Origin of the sequence: Mitsuaria sp. CC2, from assembly GCF_048957715.1 — a bacterium.
In the GTDB taxonomy this organism is placed as follows: domain Bacteria; phylum Pseudomonadota; class Gammaproteobacteria; order Burkholderiales; family Burkholderiaceae_C; genus Roseateles.
Map to the genome: position 1 here is coordinate 33,886 of NZ_JARVXN010000022.1, position 25,778 is coordinate 59,663.

Here is a 25,778-nt window from a genome sequence, read left to right on the forward strand (position 1 = left end):
ATTCCCTCGGCAGGAGCGCCGTTCGAGACGAAGCTGCGCTTCATGAACACCACTTCCCTCCCCCCGCGCGGCGCGACTCCGGCCTTCCGCCTGACCGAGCTGGACTGGCTCCGCGTGCTCGCCTTCGGCCTATTGATCCTCTATCACTCGGGCATGTTCTATGTGAGCTGGGACTGGCACGTGAAGTCGCCGCGACTCATCCCCGCGCTCGAATCCTGGATGCTGTGGCTGAACCCTTGGCGCATGTCGCTGCTCTTCCTGATCTCCGGCGCGGCGACCGCGTTGATGGCGGCGCGCGTCGACGGGACCCAAGCACTGATCGCCATGCGCAGCAAACGGCTGCTGCTGCCGCTGCTGTTCGGCATGACGGTGATCGTCCCGCCCCAGGCTTATCTGGAGGTCGTCGAGAAGCTCCACTACGCCGGCAGCTACGGCGATTTCCTGAAGCTCTACTTCCAGGCCTATCACGGCTTCTGCCGCGGCGACGAGTGTCTCAAGCTCCCGACCTGGAATCACCTCTGGTTCCTGCCCTACCTCTGGACCTACACCCTGATCGTGCTGCTGGCGCTGCGATTGGGTCTCGTGCGCCGCTTCTTCTCGCATCCGGGCTGGCGCGGCGTCGTGGGCGGCGGGCGCCTGTTGTGGGTGCCGTGGCTCGCGTTCGCGATCCTGCGCCAGCACCTGCTGGACCGCTTCCCCGCCACGCACGACCTGACCCACGACTGGTACCAGCATGGCGTCTACTTCGCGGTGTTCCTGCTCGGCTTCACGCTCTATGGCGACCGCGACGACCGTCACGGCGCGTGGGAAGCCGCCCGGCGTCTGCGCTGGATCGCGCTCGTCGGCTTCGTGGTGGTGCAACTGCTCTCGCAGACGCTCACGGACCAGTGGCGCCTCGCCCAGGGCGATGACTTCCCCCAGTGGCTGTTGATGGCCTTGCGCGCGCTCAACGCGGGCAAGCAATGGCTGCCGATCGTGGCGGCGCTGGGATTCGGCCGCCAGTGGCTGGCCGACCGCGATTCCCCGCTGCTGCGCTGGCTGACGCTGGCGGTGTTCCCCTTCTACCTGGTCCACCAGACGGTGACGGTCATCGCGGGACATCTGCTCGCACCACGTCAGTGGCCGCTCGCCATCGAGGCCACCGCCGTGGTCGCCATCACCACGCTGGGCTGCCTGCTCGCCGCGTTGCTGGCGATGCGCATCAACGCGCTGCGTCCGTGGATGGGCCTCGGTCCGCTCAGCCCGGAAAGCAAAAAGCCCGGCATCTTTCGATACCGGGCTTCCTGATTCTTCTTATAAATGGTCGGGGCGGCGGGATTCGAACTCGCGACCCCTTGCACCCCATGCAAGTGCGCTACCAGGCTGCGCTACGCCCCGACTAAGCCTGTGATTCTATACGCAATTTCTGCCCTCAGGCAAGAAGACTCTCTCGAATCGCCAGCAATTCGTCCCGGACCTGCTCCAGCGTGAGCTTCTCGAGCGACACCGTCGTGTGCGCCGCGCTGTATGCGACGTCCGCGGCCAGCGCGCGCGACGCTTCGCGATGGTCGCCGGCATGGCGATAGACATCGAGCTGCGCGGACGCCAGCGCTTCCGCGCGGAACTCCTGCGCGTTGGTCGCCGTGTGCGTCGAATCGATCAACTGATTGCGCGCGCCGCTGATCGTGAAGCCCTGGTCGTAGAGCAGATCGCGGATGCGCCGGATCAGCAGCACTTCGTGGTGCTGGTAATAGCGTCGGTTGCCCCGCCGTTTCATCGGCTTGAGCTGTGTGAACTCCTGTTCCCAATAGCGGAGCACGTAGGGCTTCACGCCGCACAGCTCGCTCACCTCACCGATGGTGAAGTAGCGCTTGGCAGGGATGGCGGGAAGCTGGACGTCCATGGGAATCAGCGGCTCCGGCAGCGGCAGGGAGGGTCAGACTCTACTCGAAGTCACCTGTCGAAGGCGTGTTGCCTTGGACGGCTTCTTTCAATTTGTGACTGGCATGAAACGTCACGACGTTGCGGGCCGCAATCGGGATCGCTTCGCCGGTACGCGGGTTGCGGCCGGGTCTCGGCGCCTTGCGCCGGATGTTGAAGTTGCCGAAGCCCGAGAGCTTCACTTCGCGGCCGCTGGAGAGGCTCTGATGAATGATGTCGAAGAAGGCCTCGACCATGTCCTTGGACTCGCGCTTGTTCAGGCCCAGCTTGTCGAACAGCAGTTCCGCCAGTTCGGCCTTGGTCAGCGTGGGCGTCTCCAGGCTGCCGAGCAGCACGCGCGCCTGCTCCTTCAGATCGTCATCACTCATGGGTGTCCTCCCCTCCCTCAGCCTCGCAGGCGCGCGCCGAGACGTTCGCCCAGCTGCGCCACCACCTTCGCCACCGCCTGTTCGATGCGCTCGTCGGTCAGCGTGTTCTCGTCATCGAGCAGCGACAGGCGCACGGCCAGGCTGCGTTCGCCGGCCTTCAGTTCCGCCGTCGGCTGCGCCGGTTTGAAGACGTCGAACAAACGCGCAGAGCGTACCAGGGCTTCGCCGCTGGATTCGATCGCCCGGATGAGGGAGTCATAGGTCACCTGCTCATTGACGATCAGCGCCAGATCGCGTTGCACCGCCTGCAGGCGGGGCACGCCCTGACCCTGCGGCAGCGTGCGCGCCAGCACGGCGTCCAGCGACAGCTCGAACAGGATGGGCGCGCTGGGCAACTCGTAGCCCTGGCGCCACTTCGGGTGCAGCTCGCCGACCACGCCGATGGCCTGCCCGTCCAGCAGCACGCGGGCGCTGCGGCCCGGATGCAGCGCGGGGTGGTCGGCCGCCTCGAAGCTCAGCACGCGCGGCGCGAACAACGCCTCGAGGTCGCCCTTCACGTCGAAGAAGTCGACCGCGCGATCCTTCTGCGCCCATTGCTGCTGGTCCGCGGGGCCCCAGGCCAGGCCGGACAGGCGCATCGGCTGCGCGATGCCGGCGATGGTGGTGTCGCTTTCCTGCACCGATGCGTCGCGCAGGAAGACGCGGCCGATCTCGAACACGCGCACGCGCGGCGACTTGCGCGCCAGGTTGTTGCGCAGCACCTGCACCAGCGAGCCCATCAGCGAGGTGCGCATCACCGCCAGCGGCGCGGCGATCGGATTGAGCAGCTGGATCGGGTTGGCGTTGCCGGCGAGCTCCTGCTCCCAGCGCGCCTCGACGAAGCTGAAGTTGATCGTCTCGAAGTAGCCGAGGCCGGCCATCGCATGGCGCAGGGCGTGCGTCGCGCGGCGCGATTCCGAACCCACCTTGCCGACCACCGGCGCCAGCGGCGGCGTCGACGGCAGCTTCGGGTAGCCCAGCACGCGGATGACTTCCTCGATCAGGTCTTCCTCGATCTGGATGTCGAAGCGGAAGGTCGGCGGCGTCACCGTGATCACGCCGGGGGCCGAGGTGAATTCCAGGCCCAGACGCTTGAACACGCCCTCGCAGTCGGCTTGCGTCACCGGCATGCCGATGACCTTGGCGGCGCGTTCGACGCGCAGCGCGACCGGCTTGCGCTCGGGCAGTTGCGTGGTCTGGTCGTCCATCGGTCCCGCCTCGCCGCCGCAGATCGACTGGATCAGCTGCGTGATGCGCTCGATGTGATCGACGGTGCCGGCCGGATCGACGCCGCGCTCGAAACGGTGGCCCGCGTCGGTCGAGAAGTTGAAGCGGCGCGAGCGTCCCATCACCGCCTTCGGCCACCAGAACGCGGCTTCGACGTAGATGTTCTTCGTGTCGTCGGACACGGCGGTGGCGTCGCCGCCCATGATGCCGGCCAGCGATTCGACCTGTTCGCGATCGGCGATCACGCCGACGTTCGCATCGACTTCGATCGTGTTGCCGTTCAGCAGCTTGAGCTGTTCACCCGGCTTGCCCCACCGGACGATCAGCTCGCCGTGGATCTTGTCGAGATCGAAGATGTGGGACGGGCGGCCCAGCTCGAACATGACGTAGTTCGAGATGTCCACCAGCGGCGACACCGAACGCTGGCCGCAGCGGGCCAGGCGGTCGACCATCCACTGCGGGGTCTTCGCGGTCGTGTCGACGTTGCGGATCACGCGGCCGGAGAAGCGGCCGCACAGGTCCGCGGCGTCGACGCGCACCGGCAGCCTTGCCTCGGTGGCGACGGCGGCCGGCTTGATCTCCGGCGCCAGCAGCGGTGCGCCGGTCAGCGCGGACACCTCACGCGCGACGCCGTGGACGCTCAGCGCATGCGCCAGGTTCGGCGTCAGCTTCAGCGTGAACAGCGTGTCGTCCAGGTTCAGGTGCTTGCGGATGTCCTCGCCGATGGGCGCGTCGGCGGCGAGTTCCAGCAGACCGCCGTGGTCTTCCGCCAGCTTCAGCTCGCGGGCCGAGCACAGCATGCCGAAGCTCTCGACGCCGCGCAGCTTGCCCTTGCCGATCTTGAACGGCTTGCCGTCCTCGCCCGGGGGCAGTTCGGCGCCGATGGTGGCCAGCGGCACGCGGATCCCGACGCGCGCGTTCGGCGCGCCGCAAACGATCTGCAGCAGCTCCGGACCACCGGCGTCGACCTTGCAGACGCGCAGGCGGTCGGCGTCCGGATGCTGCACGGCCTCGACGATCTCGGCCACGACAATGCCGTGGAACGGCGGCGCCACCGGGCGCAGCTCTTCCACTTCCAGGCCGGACATGGTCAGCAGCTCGGCCAGTTCTTGGGTGTTCAGCGCGGGGTTGCAGAAGGCCCGCAGCCAGGACTCAGGGAATTGCATGGGGTTCTCTCTTGCTCTCTAGGCGACCGGGGGCTCGAATTACTTGAACTGCGACAGGAAGCGCAGGTCGCCGTCGAAGAACAGACGCAGGTCGCTGACGCCGTAGCGCAGCATGGCCAGGCGGTCGATGCCGGAGCCGAAAGCGAAGCCGATGTAGCGCTCGGGATCGAGGCCCATGTTGCGGATCACCTGCGGATGCACCTGGCCGGAGCCGGACACTTCCAGCCAGCGGCCCTTCAGCGGTCCGGAGCCGAACATCATGTCGATCTCGGCGCTGGGCTCGGTGAACGGGAAATAGCTCGGACGGAAACGGATCTCCATGTCCGTCGTCTCGAAGAACTGCTGCATGAAGTTCACGTAGACGGACTTCAGGTCCTTGAAGCTGATGTTCTCTCCCACCCACAGGCCTTCGACCTGGTGGAACATCGGCGAATGCGTCGCGTCGCTGTCGACGCGGTAGGTGCGGCCCGGCGCGATCACGCGGATCTCGGGCATCGGCTGGCCGGCATCGATGGCGGCGCGATGCTTCTTCACGTGCTGCACCGCGTAGCGGATCTGCATCGGGCTGGTGTGCGTGCGCAAGACATGACCCCCTTCGATGTAGAAGGTGTCGTGCATCGAACGCGCCGGATGATCTTCCGGCGTGTTCAGCGCGGTGAAGTTGAACCAGTCGTTCTCGATCTCGGGGCCGTCGGCGACGTCGAAACCCATGGAGCCGAAGATCGCCTCGATGCGCTCCATCGCACGCGTGATCGGGTGCAGGCCGCCGGTGCCGCGCTGACGGCCGGGCAGCGTGACGTCCAGCGCCTCGGCCTTCAGCTGCAGTTCGAGTTCCGCGTCCGCCAGCGCCTGACGGCGCGCGGTCAGTGCCGCCTCGATGCCCTGCTTGAGCTGGTTGATCTGAGCGCCGCGGGTCTTCTTCTCCTCGACGGGCAGGCTGGCCATGCCCTTCATCAGCTCGGTGACCTGGCCGGTCTTGCCCAGGAAACGCGCCTTGGCATTCTCCAGGTCGGCGGGAGTCGTGGCGGCGGCGAATTCGCCGGTCGCCTGGTGCAGCAATTGATCGAGGTCGTTCATCGCGGGGCGTCGACGGGGCGTCGGCGGCGTTGGCGGAAGTCGGATGGCGCAGCGGTTGGATGGCGAACATCGCACCATCACGCTCCCTTGCGCCGGAATGAAAAAAGGCCGAACACCGGGGTGTCGGCCTTTGAAAAGGGCAGCCCCGGCAGGACCGGAGCGGCCAGTCCGCCCGCCGGCGAGCACCGGCGAGTGGACCATGGCTATCAAGCCAGAGCGGCCTTCACCTTGGCGAAGATGCTGGCGAAACCAGCAGGGTCGTTGACGGCGAGGTCGGCCAGGACCTTGCGGTCGATGTCGATCTCGGCCTTCTTCAGACCGGCCACGAACTTGCTGTAGCTCAGACCCAGGCCACGGCTTGCCGCGTTGATACGGGCAATCCACAGCTGGCGGAACACGCGCTTCTTGGCACGGCGGTCACGGTAGGCGTACTGGCCCGCCTTCATCACCGCCTGCTTGGCGATGCGGAAGACGTTCTTGCGACGACCACGGAAGCCCTTGGCCAGAGCCAGGACCTTCTTGTGACGAGCACGGGCGGTTACACCACGTTTGACGCGAGGCATGTTGTATCTCCTTGTCTACTGCTGGATTACAGACCAGCGAAGGGCAGCATCGAAGCGATGTGGCCCATGTTGGTCTCATGCACGGTCGTGGCGCCGCGGAGCTGGCGCTTGTTCTTCGTGGTCTTCTTGGTCAGGATGTGGCGCTTGAACGCCTGACCGCGCTTGACGGTGCCACCCGGACGAACGCGAAAACGCTTTTTCGCGCTGCTCTTGGTCTTCATCTTGGGCATGACTGCTCCTTCTATGGGCGTCCCTCCAGGCGACCGCGGGTGACCGCGGTACTTGACCGGCCTGCAGGAGACTAATAAACCCGCCGACGACCAGATCGACGGGCTGAAACTGAGACGGGGCCTCATCGGCCCCGCCGGCATTCTCTCAGATGCTCAGCGCTTCTTCGGCGCCAGCACCATGATCATCTGACGGCCTTCGAGCTTGGGCATGTGCTCGACCACCGCCACGTCGGACAACTCATCGCGGATGCGTTCCAGCATGCGCATGCCGATGTCCTGGTGGGTGATCTCGCGGCCGCGGTAGCGCAGCGTGACCTTGCCCTTGTCGCCGTCCTCCGCAATGAAGCGGCGCAGGTTGCGCATCTTGATCTGGTAGTCGCCTTCGTCCGTGCCCGGACGGAACTTGACTTCCTTGACCTCGATGACCTTCTGCTTGGACTTGGCTTCCGCGGCGCGCTTCTGCTCCTGGTACTTGAACTTGCCGTAGTCCATCAAGCGGCAGACCGGGGGGACTGCGGTGGCGGCAATTTCAACCAGGTCGACGTCCAGGTCACCGGCCATCCGGAGCGCTTCCTGGATCGAGACGATGCCGATCGGCTCGTTCTCGGGGCCATTGAGACGGACTTCAGAAGCGATGATTTCGCGATTCAGGCGGTGCTTGCGCTCCGGAATCGCACGACGGTCAGCAAAAGTAGCGATGGTGGTTACCTTTAGGCGGGCCTTGGCAAGGGTCCGTTAATGATCAGTACAACGCAAAAAGCGCCCGACTCAGGCCTTGTCCGCGATGGCGGTCGAGAGCTTCGAAACGAAGTCCTCCAGCGACATCACGCCCAGATCCTGGTTGCCTCGGGCGCGCACTGCGACGGCGCCGTTCGCCTTTTCCTTGTCGCCGACGACGAGGATGAACGGCACCTTTTGCAGCGAATGCTCGCGGATTTTATACGTGATTTTCTCGTTGCGCAAATCTGCCTGAACCCTAACCCCTTGTTTTTGCAGCGTTTTCACAATGCTGGAAACGTAGTCCGATTGGGCGTCGGTGATATTGGCGACAACCACCTGCGTCGGCGCCAGCCAGACCGGCAGCGCGCCGGCGTGCTGCTCGATCAGGATGCCGATGAAACGCTCCAGGCTGCCGACGATCGCGCGGTGCAGCATCACGGGCGTGTGGCGTTCGCCGTCCTCGCCGACGTACTCGGCGCCCAGGCGCGCAGGCATCGAGAAATCGACCTGCATCGTGCCGCACTGCCACTGGCGGCCGATCGCGTCCTTGAGCGTGTATTCGATCTTCGGACCATAGAAGGCGCCGTCGCCCGGGGCGATGATGAACTCGACGCCGGAGGCGCGCAGCGACTCCATCAGCGCGAACTCGGCCTTGTCCCACACCTCGTCGGAGCCGATGCGCGCGTCGGGGCGCGTCGCGACCTTGTAGATGATGTTGTCGAAGCCGAAGTCCTTGTAGACCTTCTGCAACAGGGCCGTGTAGGCGACGCACTCGGCCAGGATCTGGTCCTCCGTGCAGAAGATGTGGCCGTCGTCCTGCGTGAAGCCGCGCACGCGCATGATCCCGTGCAGACCGCCGGTCGGCTCGTTGCGATGGCACTGGCCGAATTCGCCGAAGCGCAGCGGCAGGTCACGGTAGCTCTTGATGCCGTGCTTGAAGATCAGGATGTGGCCGGGACAGTTCATCGGCTTGAGCGCGTAATCACGCTTCTCCGACTCCGTCGTGAACATGTTGTCGCGGTACTTGTCCCAGTGGCCCGTGGCCTCCCACAGCGTCTTGTCCAGCAGCTGCGGGCCCTTCACCTCCTGGTAGCCGTTGTCGCGGTACACGCGGCGCATGTACTGCTCGACCTCCTGCCAGACCGTCCAGCCCTTGGGATGCCAGAACACGACGCCCGGCGCGTGCTCGTCGATGTGGAACAGCTCCAGGTCCTTGCCGAGCTTGCGGTGGTCGCGCTTCTCCGCTTCCTCCAGCATGCGCAGGTAGTTCGCCAAGTCGTCCTTGGTCGCCCAGGCCGTGCCGTAGATGCGCTGCAGCTGTTCGTTGCGATGGTCGCCGCGCCAGTAGGCGCCGGCCACCTTCATCAGCTTGAAGAATTTCAGCTTGCCCGTGGACGGCACGTGGGGGCCGCGGCACAGGTCGGTGAAACCGCCCTCGGCGTACAGCGAGACGTCCTGGTCCGCCGGGATGCTGGCGATGATCTCGGCCTTGTAGGCCTCGCCGATGCCCTTGAAGTACTCGACGGCTTCATCGCGCGGCAGCACCGAGCGCGTCACCTTCTCGTCCTTCTTCGCGAGCTCGCCCATCTTGGCTTCGATCGCCGCCAGGTCTTCCGGCGTGAACGGGCGCTTGTACGAGAAGTCGTAATAGAAGCCGTTCTCGATGACCGGGCCGATCGTGACCTGCGCGTCAGGGAACAGTTCCTTGACGGCGTAGGCCAGCAGGTGCGCCGTCGAATGGCGGATGACGTCCAGCCCGTCCGGATCCTTGTCCGTGACGATGGCCAGCTGCGTGTCCTTGTCGATGAGGAAGCTGGTGTCGACGACCTTGGCGGCGTCGCCCGAGCCGACGCGGCCGGCGAGCGCCGCCTTCGCCAGGCCCGTGCCGATGGAGGCCGCGACTTCGGCGACGGTCACCGGTTGCGGGAACTCGCGCTTGGAACCGTCGGGCAGTTGGATGGAGATGTTGGACATGTGGGGGAACTCCAGAAAACAAAAAAGCGCGACCAGGTGCCGCGCTTTTTCTGGGGTGCTGACTTTTTCCGGACAGCTGATGAAAGACGTGACGAGCCGCGGTCGCTCAAACCTTCGCAGTGGAGGGGGTAGTCCGCGGTGTCATAACCATGTCGCCTTTCCCGGTCCTTGTTGGAAAAAGAAAATGAGGCGGCCAGTGTAGCTCAGAGCGCCTGGATGTCGAGGGTCGGACGGGCGCAGGCCTCGCGGAACTCGTCCCTCAGCCGCTCGCCCTCGCGGACGGCGCGCAGCCAGTCGCGGGCGCGGCCGGGAACGTCGTTCAGGTAGCGCTGGAAGTCGTTGCGATCGGGCAGCTTGCCGTTGGGCAGCGTCTTCACCCACTCGGGGTTGGGCGTGAGCAGCACGACGTTGTCGAGGAAGGCGCTGGTCCGGTGCCGGTGCTTGAGCGCCTTGTCGAGCCAGCCCGGCACGACGCTGGCCTGGAAGTGCGGATACAACGCGATGCCGTCCCCGACCATCGCGGCGTAGTTCAGGTGCAGGTGGTAGTCCGTGATGCCGCCGTCCCAGTAGGCGCCGGCCGGGGCGCCTTCGATGTCGTGCACCGCCTGCAGCCAGAACGGGATCGAACAGCTCGCCAGGATGCTCGGCTTCAGATTGCCCGCGTCGAGCGCCACCTGCCGGCTGCGGTAGTCGGCCAGCGGCATCGGGAGCGGTGAGCGCTTGTCCGAGAACACCACCCGCTCCAGCCAGACGCCCATTGCACGGCGCGACATCGCGTTGGCCGCGAACGCCCCCAGGTAGCCGAGCGGCGTGCGCAGCCGCCCTTCCCGCCCGAGCACATGCTTGCCGCGCGAGGTGAACACATGCAGCCGGAACTGCGGATGCGACAGCACCTCCGCCTCGCGGCCGCCGAAGATCTCGCCGAGCTTCTCGGAGAACGCGCGCGACACCGTCGCGGCGGTGGGCCGCTTGCCGGGCGCCGACTCGTAATCCTGGTGGGCGTAATCGTGGGCGAGCCGCTCGAACTCGGCATTCGCCTGCGCGGCGTCGCGGGTCAGGCAGGCGGTCGCCATGCGCCAGGCGCCGATGGAAGCGCCTAGCAGGTGCACCTCCTGGCCGCCCGACGGCAGGAACTCGCCGAAGAGATGCGCGTCGAGCGCGCTGAGCACCAGCCCCTTCGGTCCGCCCGCGGCGCCGGGCACGACGCGGACGTCGGCGGCGCGCAGGCCATGGTCGCGCAGCCGTTGGCGCGCACGGGGTCCGGCGAGGATCTGCAAGGCCTGCATCGGGCGGGTCGTCCTTTCAAAACGGAGGCGCCCGACGCGGCCGATCCCTCGATTCCGACGGAGGGATTCAGAGCTTCATTTCCAGGTTCAACTGGAACCACGGCTTCAGACCGCGGCCGGTAGCGTAGAACTGGTCACCGGGCAACTGGGTCTCTGCCCGGGCGTCGAGCGGGAACAGATTATTGGCCGAGAAGCGCACCGAGGTCTTGGGGCTGACCATCCACTGGGCGAAAACGTCCAGCCCGCGGTTGCGCGAGTACTCCACGCTCTGCCGATCGGTCTGACGGACCGTGTAGACCAGCGTGTAGTTGAGGTTGGCGCCGGTGGTGACCGGCACGCTGCTGAAGCGGTAGTCGAAGCCGAGGTTGGCAGTCCAGGGCTGCTGCTGGTCCAGCCGGTTGTCCGGCCCGTCCACGGCCTTCACGCGCGAGCGGTAGAAGCTCACCGAGCTGCGCAGGTTCAACGGCAGCTTGGGCTCGAACAGCGACGGGAACAGCTCGCCGGCGCGGCCCTTCAATTCCATCTCGATGCCGCTGGTGGTGGCGCTGGAGAAGTTCATCGGACGGATCACGTAGCGGGGGAACGGCACGAGCGCGGTGGGCGCGTCCAGCGTGACGACGTTGCGGATCAACTGGCTGATGTTGCGATGGAAGACGCCGAGACTGAAGAGGCTGCCGCCGGTGAGGTACTTCTCGTAGGACACGTCCACGCCCGTGGCCAGCTCCGGCTTCAGCGACGGATTGCCGACGCGGTCCGGATTGAACTCGTCGTTGGTGCCGTCCGGCTTCTGGAACTTGCTGTTGAGCGTGTAGCGACCCAGCATCTGCGTCAACTCCGGCGCCTTGTAGCTGCGGGTGATGCTGGCGCGGATCATGTCGCGGCCCTTCGGATCCAGCTTGTAGGTCAGGTGCCAGAGCGGCGACAGCACGCTGGAGCTGTTGCGCGCGTCGGTGCCGACGCCTCGGCTCGTCGTTACGATCTGCTCGTGACGCAGGCCGAAATAGGTCGACCACTGCGGGGTGATCTCCCACTCGTCCTGGATGAAGTAGGCCTGGCGGCGGATGCGCGCGCCGAAGTTCTCCCCGTTCAGGCCGGGGAGCTGCTCCTCGCCGCCGACCAGCGTGTTGCGGATCTCGTCGCGCTTGCGGAACTCGAAGTCCCACCCGACGGTCAAGGTGTGCTCCTCGCCGAGGATGTGGCTGTACTTGCCGGCCTGCGTCAGGCTGCGGTCGCGGCTGTCGAGCAGCGCCTCCACCGGATCGTCGACCGGACGCGTCCGGTTCTCGATGTGGTTCTTCGCGTCCTGCACACCGGCCTTGAGCTCCCACTTCTGCGTCTCGCTGAAGCGGTTGTTCCACGCCAGGTTGGCGCGCAGCATCTGCCAGGTGCCCTGGTTGTCGGCGTTGTCGTCCAGTCGCGTGCCGTCGCTGTAGACCGCGTCCTGGGTCAGCCGCACCGAATTGTTCCAGTAACCCTTCTGCGCGAAGCCGATCAGCGACACCGTCTCGTCGTCGCTGAGCTTCCAGGTCGCGCGTGGCGCCGAGTTGAAGCCGTGGCCCCAGTTGCGCATCTTCCCGTGCTGCATGGCGACGACAGGATCGCCGTCCACATCGGTGGCGCTACGCTCGGTCGTGGACTTCATCTCCTGCAGCCACTGGAACGCCGACAGCGGCACCGACACCGACACCGGCCCGAAACGTTCGCCGTAGGTGAAGGTGGCGGACGGCACCGGGTGGTTGATGTTGTAGCCCGCCCCGACGCGCAGGTCGCGCTGGGACATCTTCGGCGCTTCCTTGAGGATGATGTTGATCGCGCCGGCGACGGCCTGCGCGCTCTGGTCGGCGCTGGGGCCCTTGGTGAGCTCGATGCGCTCGACCTGCGCCGGGTCCAGCTGGTCCAGCTTGAAGCCAGGAGGCGCAGGGTCACCGTTGATCAAAATCAGCGTGTAGCCCGACCCCAGGCCGCGCATGCGGGGCGCGCCGTCGGACACGTTGACGCCGGGCAGGCGCTTGAGCACGTCGGCCACGCTCGTATCGCCATACTTGTCGAGCTCGTCGCGGCCGTAGATCTGCTTGGCGACCGGCGCGCGACGACGCAGCTCCGAATCCGTGTTGCGGCCACTGATCTCCACCCGATCCAGCCGCTTGCCCGACGTCGGCTCACCGCCCATCCCGGGAGGCGCTTCCTGCGCGAGAACGACCGTCGCAGGCGCGAACGCGGACAGACAGACGAGGGCACAAGCCCTGGCGATGGCGTGGGTCTTCAAAGGGCACTCCCGAGGATTCGTGTCGACATGCGCTTGTCATGTCGACTTTTGTCTTGAACTGTGAACGGCGCGCAGCGTAGCCGCACGCCGACCGTCCTGACACCTCAGGTGCGACCAGCCGCGAAAAATGTGGGATCAAATGCGATCCGACGCCGTGGAAGGGGAACTATTTCGTCGACCGCGCACGATCAGGTCGACCGCAGCCCCTTTTCTCCATGTCCCCCTTCGTTACCCTCCCGGGTAACGAATTCCTCCTAATACTTCCGAAAAGGGGCTGCGGTCGCCCCGATCCGAGGCATCGAGGCGCCCGCCAAGTCAGCGCTTGAGCTTGGCGAACGCCGCCGCCATCGCGTTGCCGCCAGCCGGCTGGGCGTCACGCGCGCCGGACGGGCGAGCACCGCCCTGACGCTCGTTGCGGCCCGCAGGACGGAAGCTGTTGTCCGGCTTGGAGCCGCCCCGCGGCGCCTGGGCGTCAAGCTTCATCGTCAGCGAGATGCGCTTGCGGGCCAGGTCGACCTCCAGCACCTTCACCTTGACGATGTCGCCGGTCTTGACGACCTCGCGGGCATCGTTGACGAACTTGTTGGCCAGCTGGCTGACGTGGATCAGGCCGTCCTGATGGACACCCAGGTCGACGAAGGCACCGAACTGCGCAACGTTGGACACCGTGCCTTCCAGCACCATGCCCTCCTTCAGATCCTTGAGGTCCTCGACGCCTTCGTTGAAGCGCGCGACCTTGAAGTCCGGCCGCGGATCGCGGCCCGGCTTCTCCAGTTCGCCAAGGATGTCCTTGACCGTGATCGCACCGAAACGCTCGTCCGCGAAAGCCTCCGGCTTCAGCGCGCGGATCACGTCGGACTTGCCCATGACGTCGGCGATCGGCCGCTGGACCTGCGCCAGGATGCGCTCGATGACCGGATAGGTTTCCGGGTGGACGCCGCTGACATCCAGCGGATTGTCGCCGTCGCGGATGCGCAGGAATCCTGCTGCCTGCTCGAAGGTCTTCGGGCCGAGGCCGGTGACGTCCAGCAATTGCTTGCGGTTGCGGAACGCGCCGTTGGCATCGCGCCAGCGGACGATGGAATTCGCGACGGTCGTCGACAGGCCCGACACGCGCGACAGCAGCGGCGCGGACGCGGTATTCAGGTCGACGCCGACTGAGTTCACGCAGTCCTCGACGACGGTATCCAGCGTGCGGGCGAGCTCGCTCTGGTTGACGTCGTGCTGGTACTGGCCGACACCGATGGACTTGGGATCGATCTTCACCAGCTCCGCCAGCGGATCCTGGAGACGACGGGCGATGGACACGGCGCCGCGCAGCGACACGTCCAGGTCGGGCAGTTCCTTCGAGGCGAATTCAGATGCCGAATACACCGAGGCGCCGGCTTCGCTGACGACGACCTTGTCGATGACGGTCTCCGGCGCCATCGCCTGGATGCGCTTGATGAGGTCGGCGGCGAGCTTGTCGGTCTCGCGCGAGGCCGTCCCGTTGCCGATCGCGATCAGGTTGACGCCGTGCGTCGCGCACAGGCGGCCCAGCGTATGGATGGAACCTTCCCAGTCGCGCTTGGGCTCATGCGGATAGACGGTCGAGGTGTCCAGCACGCGGCCGGTATCGCTGACGACGGCGACCTTCACGCCGGTGCGGATGCCCGGGTCCAGGCCCATGACGACGCGCTTGCCGGCCGGCGCGGCCAGCAGCAGGTCGCGCAGGTTCTCGGCGAAGACCTTGGTGGCGATCTTCTCGGCCTCTTCGCGCAGGCGCCCGAAAAGGTCGCGCTCCAGGCTGAGCGAGAGCTTGACCTTCCAGGTCCAGGCGACGGTTTTGCGGATCAGCTCGTCGCCGGCGCGCTTGCCGTGGCTCCAGCCGAGGTGGCGCGCGATGCGGCCTTCGGCGAGCGAGGGCTGGCCGAGGACCACTTCCTCGTCGAGCGCCAGCTTGGCGTCGAGGAACTCCTGGGTGCGACCGCGGAAGACGGCCAGCGCGCGGTGCGAGGGCACGGTGCGGATCGGCTCGGCGTAGTCGAAGTAGTCGCGGAACTTGGCGATGTCGGGATGGTTCTCGTCCTTGCCGTCCATCAGCTTGGACTTGAACAGGCCCTCTTCCCACAGCCATTCGCGCAGCTTGCCGATCAGCAGGGCGTCTTCGGCCCAGCGCTCGGACAGCAGGTCGCGCACGCCGTCCAGCACCGCGAACGCATCGGCGAAGCCGGCATCCGGGTTGAGGAAGGCGCCGGCTTCGCTCATCGGATCGAGCGTCGGATCGGCGAACAGCCTGTTGGCGAGCGGCTCCAGGCCGGCCTCGCGCGCGATGAGGCCCTTGGTGCGGCGCTTCTGCTTGTACGGGAGGTAGAGGTCTTCCAGCTCCTGCTTGGTCGGCGCGGCGGCGATGGCGGCGGCGAGTTCGGGCGTGAGCTTGCCCTGCTCCTCGATGCTCTTGAGCACGGCCTCGCGGCGGTCCTCGAGCTCGCGCAGATAGCTCAGGCGGGCCTCGAGTTCGCGCAACTGGATGTCATCGAGGCCGTCGGTGGCCTCCTTGCGGTAGCGGGCGATGAACGGGACGGTGGCCCCGCCGTCGAGCAGTTCCACGGCCGCGTTGACCTGAGCCGGGCGAACCTTCAGTTCGGCGGCAATCTGAAGCAGGATCTTGTCCAAAACAGCGACGGGCCCAGGGCCCAGAGAGCAACGAAAGCGGGCAAGTTTAGGTCACGCGGGGAAGGCTCTCTGCAACAGCGTGTCGACGTCGACGCTGCGCGTGTCGAACGCGCCGGCGACCGCGCCCCAACGCGGGTCGAACCGGCTCGCGATGAACGCGTCGGCGACGAACGCGGGCGAGTGCCGGCGCAGCAGCGCCGCCTGCGCGAGCAGCACCAGCCGGGACGCAAAACGACGGCCGAGCGCTTCCAGCTGGTCCGGCGGCGTGGCTAGCCATCCGCGCAAGGCATCGAGCTCGCCGCGAAGCACCCGCTCGTCGCCGACGTCCGCCTCGACCTCGTCGAGCAGCGCCAGGAAGGCTTGCGGATCCCGCGCGACGGCGCGCATGACGTCCAGGCACATCACGTTGCCCGATCCTTCCCAGATCGAGTTGACGGGCGCCTCGCGATACAGCCGGCCCATGATGCCGTCGTCGATGTAGCCGTTGCCCCCCAGGACTTCCATGGCCTCGCCAGTGAGTTCCACCGCGCGCTTGCAGACCCAGAACTTCGCCGCGGGCGTGACCAGCCGCATCCAGGTGCGCTCGCGTGGATCGTCCTGGTGCTCGAAGGCGTGCGCCAGGCGCAGGCTCAGCTGCATCGCGGCCTCGCTCTCAAGCGCGAGGTCGGCGAGCACCGCGCGCATCAGCGGCTGTTCCACGAGCCGCTTGCCGAAGGCCCGGCGATGCCGCGTGTAGTGCAACGCCTGGACCAGCGCCTGCCGCAGCATCGCGGCGCTGCCGACGACGCAGTTCAGCCGCGTGTAGGTGGCCATCTCGATGATGGTCGGGATGCCGCGGCCCTCCTCGCCCATCAGCACGCCGTAGGCGTCCTGGAATTCGACTTCGGAGCTGCTGTTGCTGCGGTTGCCGACCTTGTCCTTGAGGCGCTGCACGTTGACGGCGTTCTTCGTCCCGTCGGGCCGCCAGCGCGGCACGAAGAAACAACCCGGTGCGCCGTCCGGCGTCTTGGCGACGACCAGGTGCGCGTCGCACATCGGCGCGGAGAAGAACCACTTGTGTCCCGTGATCCGGTACTCGCCGCCGCGACCGCCGCCGCTGCCACTGCCGGCGTGCGCGACCGGCTCGGCGCGGGTCGTGTTGGCGCGCACGTCGGAACCGCCCTGCTTCTCCGTCATCCCCATGCCGAGCCAGATCGAGCGCTTCTGCGCGAGGGGCAGGTCGCGCCCGTCGTACGCCGTGCTGAAGAGCTGATCGCGCAGCGCATCCCACAACTGCGGCTCGCGGCGCAGCACCGGGATGCTGGCCTGCGTCATCGTCGCGGGGCACAAGGTGCCGGCCTCGACCTGCCCGTGCAGGTAGAAGCCCGCCGCCCACACGGCCCAACGTCCGGGGCGCTCGTCGCGGAACGGCATCGCGACCAGATCCGCCCGGCGGTACATCGCCAGCAGCTCGTGCCAACCCGCGTCGAACTCGACGCGATCAATGCGTCGGCCGCGCTTGTCGAAGCTGTCCAGCGTCGGCGTGACGCGGTTGATGCGCTCGGCGAGGGCGAAGGTCTCGGCCCGGCCGAGCGCCTCGGCATACGCGGCAAGACCCGGCGCGAAGGTTTCGGCGCCAGCGCGCGCGAGCGCCTCCTTCAGCGCCGGGTCGGTCTCCAGCAGCGAATAGCCGCTGAGCTCATCGACCTGATTGGCCACCTCGTGGGTGCGCCACCGGGGGGCCGGGGCGGCGCCGACCTGCCGGTCGACATCAGCGGCGGTGTGCGTGGGGTTGGTCTCCATGGGCGTCATGGTGTGCGTCTCCTGATACGTCACCGGTTTCGAGCATGTCCTCTGGATCGGGGTCGCGGCAATCGGGATCCTCGCCTATCGCGCGCCCGCCAGCCAGGGCCGTGCCCGGAAATCTGGTTGCAAGGGTTACACCGGCTGTAAGGCCTGACAGGCCGAACCGGCCCGCGCAGCCCCTACATTCGCCCAGTCGTCTGGACCACCCACAACCGACCTCGGGACCTCCGAGGCACCCGGCGACACCTCGGGACGCGGCGCCAGCCGCACCTCCAACAACATCTGACACGGCCCCACCACCGGGTCGCGAGCAGAGGGGGCCGTCCCGTTCTTACCTGAGCGCGTACGGCCATTTCATCGGGAGATCTGATCGATCCATCACGAATGAAAGAGGCTTATGTCCAACGTTTCCACACAGGCATTCATCCAGCGCGCGATTCGCGCCACCCTCGTCGCCGCCGCGGCCACCGCCGCCTGCCAGGCGATCGCCGCGGACCGCGTCCTGCTGGACGACACGTCCCCGGTGAACACCCAGATGCGCGCTTCCAGCGCCGCGCCGCAGTCCGCCGCGACGTCGCTCGGCCTCGCGGCCAACGACCTGCAGGCCGTGCGCAGCCAGACCTATGCCGGCGGCAAGGTCGTCACGCGCCACCAGCAGTACTACCAGGGCGTCCCCGTGTGGGGTGAAGGCGTGGTCGAGCAGCTCGACACCAACGCCGGCACCTCGCGCTTCTCCGGCAGCATGCTGGCCAACATCCAGCAGGACCTCGCCACCACGCAGGCCAGCCTGACCTCGCAAGGCGCGCTGGCGCAGGCCAAGGGGGCCATCAACGCCGCGATCACCGAGAACGAGCAGGTCAAGCTCTACGTCCGGCTGAACCAGAACAACAAGGCGCAGCTGTTCTACCTGGTGTCCTTCGTGCGCCATGACGCCAAGCAGCCGAGCCGCCCGCACTTCATGATCGACGCCACCACCGGCGCGGTGCTGGAGCGCTGGGACGGCCTGGCCCACAAGGACGCGACCGGCCCCGGCGGCAACGCCAAGACCGGCCGCTACGAGTACGGCACCGACTACCCGGCGCTGAAGGTGACGGACACCTGCCAGATGAATTCCGGCAACGTCGTGACCGTCAACCTCAACGGCAGCACCGGCGCCAGCAACACGCCGTTCCAGTTCACCTGCTCGCGCAACGAGTACAAGCAGATCAACGGCGCCTACTCGCCGCTGAACGACGCGCACTACTTCGGCGAGATCATCTTCAAGATGTACGGCGACTGGTTCAACATCCGCCCGCTGACCGGGACGCTCTACATGCGCGTGCATTACGGCAGCAACTACGAGAACGCGTTCTGGGACGGCACGGCGATGAGCTTCGGCGACGGCCGCACCACCTTCTACCCGCTGGTGTCGCTGGACGTGTCGGCGCACGAGGTGAGCCACGGCTTCACCGAGCAGAACTCCGGCCTGACCTACTCCGGCCAGTCGGGCGGCATGAACGAAGCCTTCTCCGACATGGCTGGCGAAGCCGCCGAGTACTACCGCAACAACGGCAGCAACGACTGGCTGGTGGGCGCGCAGATCTTCAAGGGCTCGGGCGCCCTGCGCTACTTCGACGATCCGACCAAGGACGGCAGCTCCATCGGCAACGCGGCCGACTACCGCAGCGGCATGGACGTGCACTACTCGAGCGGCGTCTACAACAAGGCCTTCTACCTGCTGGCGACCAAGCCGGGATGGAACACGCGCAAGGCCTTCGAGGTGATGGTCGACGCCAACCGCCTGTACTGGACCGCCAACAGCACCTTCAACCAGGGCGCCTGCGGCGTGGAGACTGCCGCCACCAACCGCGGCTACGCCAAGGCCGACGTGACGGCCGCCTTCGCCAGCGTGGGCGTGAGCTGCTCGGGAACCACGCCGCCCCCGACCGCGACCCCGCTGACCTCCGGCGTGCCGGTGACCGGCATCTCGCTGGCCACCGGCGCGACGAAGCTCTACAGCATCACCGTCCCGTCGGGCCGCTCCACGCTGACGATCAAGCTGTCCGGCGGCACGGGCGACGGCGACGTCTACGTCAAGCGCGGCTCCGCGCCGACGACCTCGAGCTACGACAAGCGCTCGATCGGCTCGACCAACGCCGAGACGATCACCTTCTCGGCGCCGACGGCCGGCGTGTACTACGTGCTGGTCAGCGCGTACTCGAAGGTCACCAGCGCGACGCTGGTCGGGACCTACTGATCATCGGCTGACCCCCGTCTGATCGATCCGGCGCGCCGCCCCGCGCGGCGCGCCGGCTTCGCCATTCCTGGAACGATTCCGGAGAGAACACCCATGCGTTCATTCCTCACCATCACCGCGGTGTGCGTCGGCCTGGCCGCGCTCACCCCCGCCTACGCGGGCGACAAGGTCTGGATCAGCCTCGGCGACGCCGCGCTGGCCCAGTTGCAGAAACACCGTCCGGCCGCGCGCGCCGTGGCCAGCGTCAAGGCCGACGCCGCGCAGGACACGTCGGCGCAGTCCTTCGCCGCCAGGCCAGAGGGCATCCATCTGGTCGAGGTCGACGAGGACGTGCTCGCCTCGCTGAGCCACTCGATCCACGAAGAGCTGCGCCGCTGCGGCGGCTACATGTACCACCCGAGCCGCGAAGCCGGCCTGGCCTCGCTGCAGCGCCACAGCACGCCGATCGCCTCGCAGCAGCTGGCCGCCGCGCTGGTCGCGACGCGACCCAGCTACACGATCGACCAGCAGGCCGTCGTGACGCCCATCCTGTCGCAGATGCAGGCCAGCAACATCGGCCAGACCATCGTGGACCTGTCGGCCAACATCAACCGCTATTACACGAGCACGAGCGGCGTCGCCGCGTCCAACTGGCTCAAGCAGAAGTGGACGACGCTGGGCGCCGGACGCAGCGACATCACCGTCGAGCAGTTCACCCATTCGGGCTGGGCGCAGAAGTCGGTGATCGCGACGATCCAGGGCAGCGACAACGGCAGCGAAGTGGTCGTGATGGGCGCGCACCTGGACTCGATCAACCAGTCGGGCGGCTCGGGCGAGACCATGCGCGCGCCGGGCGCCGACGACGACGCCTCCGGCGTGGCCAGCCTGACCGAGGTCCTGCGCGCGCTGGTGCAGGCGAACTACAAGCCGCGGCGGACCATCAAGCTGATGGCCTATGCGGCCGAGGAAGTCGGCCTGCGCGGCTCGCAGGAGATCGCCAACAGCTTCGCCGCGGCCAACACCAATGTGGTGGGCGTGCTGCAGCTGGACATGACCAACTACAAGGGCGCGGCCAACGACATCTACATCTTCACCGACTACACCGACAGCGCGCAGAACACCTTCCTGACGAACGTGATCGCGACCTACCTGCCGACGCTGCGCGTGGGGACGGACCGTTGCGGCTACGCCTGCTCGGACCATGCGTCGTGGAACGCCAAGGGCTTCTTCGCGAGCATGCCTTTCGAGTCGAGCTTCAGCGCGGACAACCCGTACATCCACACGGCCAACGACACCTACGCCAACATGGGCAGCCAGGCCGACCACGCGCTGAAGTTCGCGCGCATGGCCGCGGCGTATGCGGTGGAACTCGGCAGCGACGGACCCGGCACGCCGCCGCCCACGGACAAGACGGAGAACTTCAGCGGCAGCCTGGCGCGCGGCGCGAGCAAGAGCTTCGGCCCGTTCAAGGTCGCCAACGGCGGCAGCCTCGCCGCGAGCACGACCGGCACCGGTGACATCGACCTCTACGTCCGCAAGAGCGCGGTGCCGACGACGTCGACCTACACCTGCCGCTCCAACGGCTCGTCGGCTGCCGAGACCTGCACCGTGGCCATGACGGCCAACGGCGACGTGTACGTGCTGGTGTACGGGTACTCGGCGGGGAACTACCAGCTGAAGGTCACTTACCGGCCGCAGTAAAGCAGTCCCGCAGCCACTTCCCGCCGGCGTCGTTCTGCGATCGCGGGTGCCACGCCATCGCGAGCCGGAACGGCGCCAGCTCGAAGGGGAGTTCGAGCAGCTCGACGAAGGACTCGTAGCGCTGCAGCAGCTGTCGCGGCAGCGTCGTGACAAGGTCCGTCTGCGACAGCACCAGCGCGACCTGGTTGTAGCTGGGCACCGCCGCGGTGACGCGGCGGTGTCGGCCGAGCTTGGCCAGCACGTCGTCGACGGGCGATGAGAACTCGCCCCTCGCGGACACGATGACGTGGCCGAGATCGCAGTATTCATCGAGCTTCGGCGGCCTGCTCCCGCGCGGATGACCGCGGCGCTGCGCCAGCGCGAAGTCGGCGCTCAGCAGGAACCTCGCCTTCAACGATTCCGGCACCTTGTCGATGTCGCCGAGGAACAGATCGACCTCGCCGCGCGCCATGCGCTCGACCAGCCCGGTGTCGTAGGCCGGCACGACGGCCATCTTCAGCCCGGGATTGCCGTGGCGCATCACCTCGGCCATCACGTCCAGCGCCAGGATGGTGAACACGCTGTCGTTGGCCGCCACGGTGAAGGTCCGCGCCGACGTCGCCGGATCGAAGTCGTGGGGCTGCGCGACCGCCTCGCGCAACTGCGAGAGCGCCTGCGCCAGCGCGGGCCGCAAGGCCAGCGCGCGCTCCGTCGCCACCATGCCGCGACCGGTCTCCGACGGCACCAGCAGCGGGTCCTGGAACAGCTCGCGCAGCTTGGCCAGATGCCCCGACAAGGTCGGCTGGCTGATGTGCATGCGCTGCGCGGCCCGCGTCACGTTGAGCTCGTCGAGCAAGGTGTCCAGCGAGATCAGCAGGTGCAGATCCGAACGTCTCATATCCACGATTCCGATACCTCCCATCGACTTTGACGACTCACACCCGTTGTCGCTCCGGTCCTACGCTTCGCTTCCTCAGAAGCCAGCCCCGCCACGGAGCGTCCATGCCGTCACCCATCGATTTCTACTACCACCCGACGCCGAATCCGTCGAAGGTCGCATTATTCCTGGAGGAAAGCGGTCTTGACTACCGGCTTCTCCCCGTCGACATCGCCAGGGGCGAGCAGCACGGCGACGCCTTCCGCGCCGTCAATCCGAACGGCAAGGTGCCTGCCCTCGTGGATCAAGGCATCGCGATCTTTGATAGCTCGGCGATCCTGCTGCACCTCGCCCGCAAGACCGGGCGTTTCAACGGTGATCCGTCCGAGGCCGGCCAGGCGGAGCTGCTGTCCTGGCTGATGTTCATCGCCTCGGGCATCGGCCCGTTCACCGGCCAAGCCATCCACTTCACCCACTACGCGCCCGCCGGCGAGGCCTACGGCGCGCATCGCTACCGCTTCGAGGCGGACCGCCACTGGGCGATCGTGGAAGCTCGTCTGACCGCGCGCCGCTACCTGACCGGCGACGCGTACTCGATCGTGGACATGGCCCTGTGGGGCTGGTGCCGCGGGCTGCAGTACCTGCTCGGCCAGGACGCCTGGTCGCGGTATCCGAACGTCGCGCGGCTCTTCCACGAGATCAACGAGCGTCCCGCCGCGCAACGCGTCGCCGCGCTGCCGGCGTGCTTCGACTTCAAACAGGACACCGACGCGCAGACGCGCGCCAGCCTGTTCACGCACGGACTGCCGACCGCCGCGACCGCCTGACCGCCTGACCGCTCCGCCATCACCTTCCATTCCGACCTCGACGTCCACAAGACCATGATGAATCGTTCATTCCTCACCCTGACCATCGCCGCCGCCTTCGCCACCGTGGCGCCCGCCGTCCACGCAGAGGGCGCGAGCGCGCCCGCACCCAAGCTCAGCCACATCCAGGCGGGCTACCAGCATTTCAGGATCGGCGCATTCGAAGTCATCGCGCTGTCCGACGGCACGCTGCCCATCCCGGCGCAGCAGGTGCTCAAGGGCATCAGCGCCGACGAGGTCGCCAAGCACCTGGCCAAGACCTATCAAGGCACCGAGGTCGAGGCCTCGATCAACGCCTACCTGATCAAGGCCGGCGACCGCCTGGTGATGGTCGACGCCGGCACCGGCGAGCTCTACGGCCCGACGCTCAACAAGATCAGCGCGAGCCTGAAGGGCGCCGGCTACGCGCCCGAGCAGATCACCGACATCCTCATCACCCACATCCACACGGACCACACCGGCGGCCTGATGGAGGGGTCGCGCCTCGCCTTCCCCAACGCGACGCTGCACCTCGAACGCAAGGAACTCGACTACTGGCTGGGTGCCGGCCAGCGCGAGCGCGCGCCGGAAGCCTTGAAGGTCTACTTCGACCAGGCCTTGGCGAAGGTCCAGCCCTACGTCGACGCGGGCCGCGTGAAGACCTTCAGCGGCGAGACCGCGCTCTTCCCGGGCATCCGCTCACTGCCGGCGCCGGGGCACACGCCGGGCCACAGCTTCTACGTGCTGGAGAGCCATGGCGAGAAGCTGGTGTTCTGGGGCGACCTGCTCCACGTGGCCGACGTGCAGCTGCCCCGGCCCGACGTGACCGTCGCCTTCGACGTCGATCCGAAGGCGGCCGCCGCCACGCGCAAGCAGGCTTTCGCCGATGCGCTGAAGGGCCGCTACTGGGTCGCGGGCGACCACGTCGCCTTCCCCGGCGTCGGGCACCTGCAAGCCGATGGCAGGGGATACCGCTGGATTGCCATGCCCTACGTCAACGACTACCACCCGCAGAAGTAGCCTTTGAGGGGCGGCTGACTCAGCAGTGCTACGAATGACACATCCGTGCTACATTAGCAGGATAGATTCGCACAAGACCTTTCTTCTGAGGTCTTCTCTGCAGCCGCCGCCGGCCTTCTCCGGGCCCCTCGCGCGAGCGGACTGCTTCAGCAACACCCCCCCGCTGCAAGTTCTTGAGTGTTTCTGTCCCGGCCCGCATCAGCGCGCCGGGTTCTCCTGTTCATTCATTCCAAAAGGAAACACCATGACGACTCAGACCGGCACCGTGAAGTGGTTCAGCGACGACAAGGGCTTCGGCTTCATCACCCCGACCGACGGCTCCAAGGACCTCTTCGCCCACCACAGCGAAATCAAGAACAACGGCGGCTTCCGCACCCTGGCCGAAGGCGCCAAGGTCGAGTTCGAAACCAAGGAAGGCCCGAAGGGCCTGCAGGCTTCGAACATCCGCACGATCTGATCGACGTCGCGCCGCCTCGGCGGCGCGCGGTCCTCGATGCCCGTCATCGATGACGACAGCACGGCGCCCTCGACGCAAGTCAGGGCGCCGTCTGCTTTTCCGGCGAGCCCATCGACAGGGTGATGCGGAACTCGGTGCCGGTCTCGACGTCGACGTCGACGTCGACGAGCAGGATCGCGCCCCCCCTGCGCCTGTTGCGCGGCATGCATTCCGGTGTTGTGGAGGCTCTCTCTCGCGCCGCCAACGATCGTGGGCAATCTGGTCCGGGACCGAAGGGTAGTGCGACCCGCCGGTGATGCGACCCGGAGTTACTCGTGTCCGCTGATCGCGTGCGGCAGGTAGGGGGCTTCCAGCGCGACGATCTCGTCGTCGGCCAACGCGAGCTCGAGCGCGCCGACGGCGTCGTCCAGCTGCTCGATCTTCGACGCGCCGATGATGGGCGCCGTGACCTCCGGCTTCGCGAGTACCCACGCCAGGGCGATCTGCGCCATCTTCGCGCCGCGTTTCGCCGCGAGGTCCTGAACCGCCTGGATGACCGGGCGGTCCTGATCGCCCGACTTGTCGTAAAGCCGCTTGCCGACGTCGTCGGTCCGCAGCCGTGGCGTGGCTTCGTCCGCCGGGCGGGTCAGACGGCCCCGTGCCATCGGGCTCCACGGGATCAACCCCACGCCCTGGTCCGCGCACAGCGGAATCATCTCGCGCTCTTCCTCGCGGTACAGCAGGTTGAGGTGGTTCTGCATGCTCACGAAAGGCGTCCAGCCGTTGCGGCGCGCGACCTCCTGCGCCTTCGCGAACTGCCACGCGTACATCGACGAAGCGCCGAGGTAACGCGCCCGGCCCGAGCGCACCACGTCGTTCAGCGCGCCCATGGTCTCCTCGATCGGCGTGCCGGGGTCCCAGCGGTGGATCTGCAGCAGGTCGACGTAGTCGGTGCCCAGCCGCGCCAGGCTCGCGTCGATCTCGGCGAGCACCTGCTTGCGCGAGAGGCCGCGGCGATGCCTGACGCCCTCCGGTGTCTCGTACGGGAAGTACATCTTGGTCGCGAGCACGACGTCCTCGCGCCGCGTCATCTCCTTGAGCAGCACGCCCACCATCTGCTCGGAGGTGCCGCCGGAATAGCTGTTGGCGGTGTCGAAGAAGGTGATGCCGTGCTCGACCGCGCGGCGGAAGATCGCACGGGAGGCGTCGAGGTCCAGCGTCCAGCTGTGATTGCCGACATCCGCCGCCCCGAAGGTCATGCATCCCAGGCACAGCCGCGAGACCTCCAGTCCCGTGTTGCCCAGCTTGGTGGTCTTCATGCGCGCAGCTCCTGGTTGAACAATGCCGGCGCAGGATAGTCGACCATCGCGGATGGGAGACACTCGTCGACTGGATGACCCTCCCCGGGTTCGGCAAATGCTTCGGAGCA

General features: G+C 66.9%; 21 protein-coding genes and 1 tRNA gene. 6 read left to right on the top strand and 16 right to left on the bottom strand.

Features of this window, described 5'->3' with window-relative positions:
* Positions 1–42 precede the first annotated feature (42 nt).
* Positions 43–1,287 (top strand): acyltransferase family protein, encoded by a 1,245-nt coding sequence (locus PV762_RS15500; protein WP_421035903.1) that lies wholly within the window; start codon positions 43–45, stop codon positions 1,285–1,287.
* Positions 1,288–1,300: 13 nt separating this feature from the next.
* On the opposite strand, the gene PV762_RS15505 is transcribed toward PV762_RS15500, so the two are convergent.
* From PV762_RS15505 to PV762_RS15565, 13 genes are all read right to left on the bottom strand, one after another.
* Positions 1,301–1,377, bottom strand: a tRNA-Pro gene (locus PV762_RS15505).
* 34 nt (positions 1,378–1,411) lie between these two features.
* Positions 1,412–1,882, bottom strand: coding sequence for a MerR family transcriptional regulator (locus PV762_RS15510; protein ID WP_421035904.1), 471 nt, complete (start codon positions 1,880–1,882; stop codon positions 1,412–1,414).
* A gap of 40 nt (positions 1,883–1,922) precedes the next feature.
* Positions 1,923–2,288: an integration host factor subunit alpha gene (locus PV762_RS15515; RefSeq protein WP_421035905.1), complete on the bottom strand. Its 366-nt coding sequence runs from the start codon at positions 2,286–2,288 to the stop codon at positions 1,923–1,925.
* A gap of 17 nt (positions 2,289–2,305) precedes the next feature.
* Positions 2,306–4,720: a phenylalanine--tRNA ligase subunit beta gene (gene pheT, locus PV762_RS15520; RefSeq protein ID WP_421035906.1), complete on the bottom strand. Its 2,415-nt coding sequence runs from the start codon at positions 4,718–4,720 to the stop codon at positions 2,306–2,308.
* 39 nt (positions 4,721–4,759) lie between these two features.
* On the bottom strand, positions 4,760–5,797 hold the full coding sequence (gene pheS / locus PV762_RS15525; protein WP_421035907.1) for a phenylalanine--tRNA ligase subunit alpha: 1,038 nt from the start codon (positions 5,795–5,797) through the stop codon (positions 4,760–4,762).
* A gap of 206 nt (positions 5,798–6,003) precedes the next feature.
* Entirely contained in the window at positions 6,004–6,360 is a 357-nt protein-coding gene (rplT, locus tag PV762_RS15530; protein WP_067275752.1) for a 50S ribosomal protein L20, read from the bottom strand.
* A gap of 26 nt (positions 6,361–6,386) precedes the next feature.
* The gene (gene rpmI / locus PV762_RS15535; protein WP_088403518.1) at positions 6,387–6,590 is read right to left on the bottom strand and encodes a 50S ribosomal protein L35; all 204 of its coding nucleotides are present in this window, start codon (positions 6,588–6,590) and stop codon (positions 6,387–6,389) included.
* Positions 6,591–6,743: 153 nt separating this feature from the next.
* Entirely contained in the window at positions 6,744–7,289 is a 546-nt protein-coding gene (gene infC, locus PV762_RS15540; protein ID WP_082938615.1) for a translation initiation factor IF-3, read from the bottom strand.
* Positions 7,290–7,358: 69 nt separating this feature from the next.
* A complete protein-coding gene (gene thrS / locus PV762_RS15545) occupies positions 7,359–9,284 on the bottom strand; it encodes a threonine--tRNA ligase (RefSeq protein WP_421035908.1) in 1,926 nt (641 codons plus the stop codon).
* A gap of 203 nt (positions 9,285–9,487) precedes the next feature.
* Positions 9,488–10,570: a phospholipase gene (locus tag PV762_RS15550; RefSeq protein WP_421035909.1), complete on the bottom strand. Its 1,083-nt coding sequence runs from the start codon at positions 10,568–10,570 to the stop codon at positions 9,488–9,490.
* A 67-nt stretch (positions 10,571–10,637) separates the two neighbouring features.
* On the bottom strand, positions 10,638–12,836 hold the full coding sequence (locus PV762_RS15555; protein WP_421035910.1) for a TonB-dependent receptor plug domain-containing protein: 2,199 nt from the start codon (positions 12,834–12,836) through the stop codon (positions 10,638–10,640).
* 315 nt (positions 12,837–13,151) lie between these two features.
* The gene (locus PV762_RS15560; RefSeq protein WP_421035911.1) at positions 13,152–15,491 is read right to left on the bottom strand and encodes a Tex family protein; all 2,340 of its coding nucleotides are present in this window, start codon (positions 15,489–15,491) and stop codon (positions 13,152–13,154) included.
* Between the two features lie 51 nt (positions 15,492–15,542).
* The gene (locus PV762_RS15565; protein ID WP_421035912.1) at positions 15,543–17,282 is read right to left on the bottom strand and encodes an acyl-CoA dehydrogenase family protein; all 1,740 of its coding nucleotides are present in this window, start codon (positions 17,280–17,282) and stop codon (positions 15,543–15,545) included.
* A 391-nt stretch (positions 17,283–17,673) separates the two neighbouring features.
* On the opposite strand from PV762_RS15565, the gene PV762_RS15570 reads away from it, so the two are divergent.
* Together PV762_RS15570 and PV762_RS15575 are read left to right on the top strand one after the other, a co-directional pair.
* Positions 17,674–19,512, top strand: a complete 1,839-nt coding sequence (locus PV762_RS15570) for a M4 family metallopeptidase (RefSeq protein WP_421035913.1) — start codon at positions 17,674–17,676, stop codon at positions 19,510–19,512.
* A gap of 93 nt (positions 19,513–19,605) precedes the next feature.
* A complete protein-coding gene (locus PV762_RS15575) occupies positions 19,606–21,192 on the top strand; it encodes a M20/M25/M40 family metallo-hydrolase (protein ID WP_421035914.1) in 1,587 nt (528 codons plus the stop codon).
* On the opposite strand, the gene PV762_RS15580 is transcribed toward PV762_RS15575, so the two are convergent.
* Positions 21,173–22,069, bottom strand: coding sequence for a LysR family transcriptional regulator (locus PV762_RS15580; protein WP_421035915.1), 897 nt, complete (start codon positions 22,067–22,069; stop codon positions 21,173–21,175). The genes PV762_RS15575 and PV762_RS15580 overlap by 20 nt on opposite strands.
* A gap of 104 nt (positions 22,070–22,173) precedes the next feature.
* On the opposite strand from PV762_RS15580, the gene PV762_RS15585 reads away from it, so the two are divergent.
* The 3 genes from PV762_RS15585 (at position 22,174) to PV762_RS15595 (ending at position 24,370) form a co-directional block, all read left to right on the top strand.
* A complete protein-coding gene (locus PV762_RS15585; RefSeq protein WP_421035916.1) occupies positions 22,174–22,875 on the top strand; it encodes a glutathione S-transferase family protein in 702 nt (233 codons plus the stop codon).
* 57 nt (positions 22,876–22,932) lie between these two features.
* Complete coding sequence (locus tag PV762_RS15590; RefSeq protein ID WP_421035917.1) at positions 22,933–23,913, top strand: MBL fold metallo-hydrolase; 981 nt, start codon at positions 22,933–22,935, stop codon at positions 23,911–23,913.
* Positions 23,914–24,157: 244 nt separating this feature from the next.
* Complete coding sequence (locus PV762_RS15595; protein ID WP_421035918.1) at positions 24,158–24,370, top strand: cold-shock protein; 213 nt, start codon at positions 24,158–24,160, stop codon at positions 24,368–24,370.
* Between the two features lie 79 nt (positions 24,371–24,449).
* Here the strand turns inward: PV762_RS15595 and PV762_RS15600 are convergent, their stop codons facing one another.
* Positions 24,450–24,575 (bottom strand): hypothetical protein, encoded by a 126-nt coding sequence (locus tag PV762_RS15600; protein WP_421035919.1) that lies wholly within the window; start codon positions 24,573–24,575, stop codon positions 24,450–24,452.
* A 103-nt stretch (positions 24,576–24,678) separates the two neighbouring features.
* Positions 24,679–25,668, bottom strand: coding sequence for an aldo/keto reductase (locus tag PV762_RS15605; protein ID WP_421035920.1), 990 nt, complete (start codon positions 25,666–25,668; stop codon positions 24,679–24,681).
* Between the last annotated feature and the right edge of the window lie 110 nt (positions 25,669–25,778).

Coding starts and splice junctions, on each gene's coding strand:
- PV762_RS15605 (WP_421035920.1), bottom strand. CDS start 25,668: ATGAAGACCACCAAGCTGGGCAACACGGGACTGGAGGTCTCGCGGCTG.
- rpmI (WP_088403518.1), bottom strand. CDS start 6,590: ATGCCCAAGATGAAGACCAAGAGCAGCGCGAAAAAGCGTTTTCGCGTT.
- thrS (WP_421035908.1), bottom strand. CDS start 9,284: ATGTCCAACATCTCCATCCAACTGCCCGACGGTTCCAAGCGCGAGTTC.
- PV762_RS15510 (WP_421035904.1), bottom strand. CDS start 1,882: ATGGACGTCCAGCTTCCCGCCATCCCTGCCAAGCGCTACTTCACCATC.
- PV762_RS15600 (WP_421035919.1), bottom strand. CDS start 24,575: ATGCCGCGCAACAGGCGCAGGGGGGGCGCGATCCTGCTCGTCGACGTC.
- pheT (WP_421035906.1), bottom strand. CDS start 4,720: ATGCAATTCCCTGAGTCCTGGCTGCGGGCCTTCTGCAACCCCGCGCTG.
- PV762_RS15570 (WP_421035913.1), top strand. CDS start 17,674: ATGTCCAACGTTTCCACACAGGCATTCATCCAGCGCGCGATTCGCGCC.
- PV762_RS15565 (WP_421035912.1), bottom strand. CDS start 17,282: ATGACGCCCATGGAGACCAACCCCACGCACACCGCCGCTGATGTCGAC.
- PV762_RS15575 (WP_421035914.1), top strand. CDS start 19,606: ATGCGTTCATTCCTCACCATCACCGCGGTGTGCGTCGGCCTGGCCGCG.
- PV762_RS15515 (WP_421035905.1), bottom strand. CDS start 2,288: ATGAGTGATGACGATCTGAAGGAGCAGGCGCGCGTGCTGCTCGGCAGC.
- PV762_RS15550 (WP_421035909.1), bottom strand. CDS start 10,570: ATGCAGGCCTTGCAGATCCTCGCCGGACCCCGTGCGCGCCAACGGCTG.
- pheS (WP_421035907.1), bottom strand. CDS start 5,797: ATGAACGACCTCGATCAATTGCTGCACCAGGCGACCGGCGAATTCGCC.
- PV762_RS15580 (WP_421035915.1), bottom strand. CDS start 22,069: ATGAGACGTTCGGATCTGCACCTGCTGATCTCGCTGGACACCTTGCTC.
- PV762_RS15590 (WP_421035917.1), top strand. CDS start 22,933: ATGAATCGTTCATTCCTCACCCTGACCATCGCCGCCGCCTTCGCCACC.
- PV762_RS15595 (WP_421035918.1), top strand. CDS start 24,158: ATGACGACTCAGACCGGCACCGTGAAGTGGTTCAGCGACGACAAGGGC.
- rplT (WP_067275752.1), bottom strand. CDS start 6,360: ATGCCTCGCGTCAAACGTGGTGTAACCGCCCGTGCTCGTCACAAGAAG.
- PV762_RS15585 (WP_421035916.1), top strand. CDS start 22,174: ATGCCGTCACCCATCGATTTCTACTACCACCCGACGCCGAATCCGTCG.
- PV762_RS15500 (WP_421035903.1), top strand. CDS start 43: ATGAACACCACTTCCCTCCCCCCGCGCGGCGCGACTCCGGCCTTCCGC.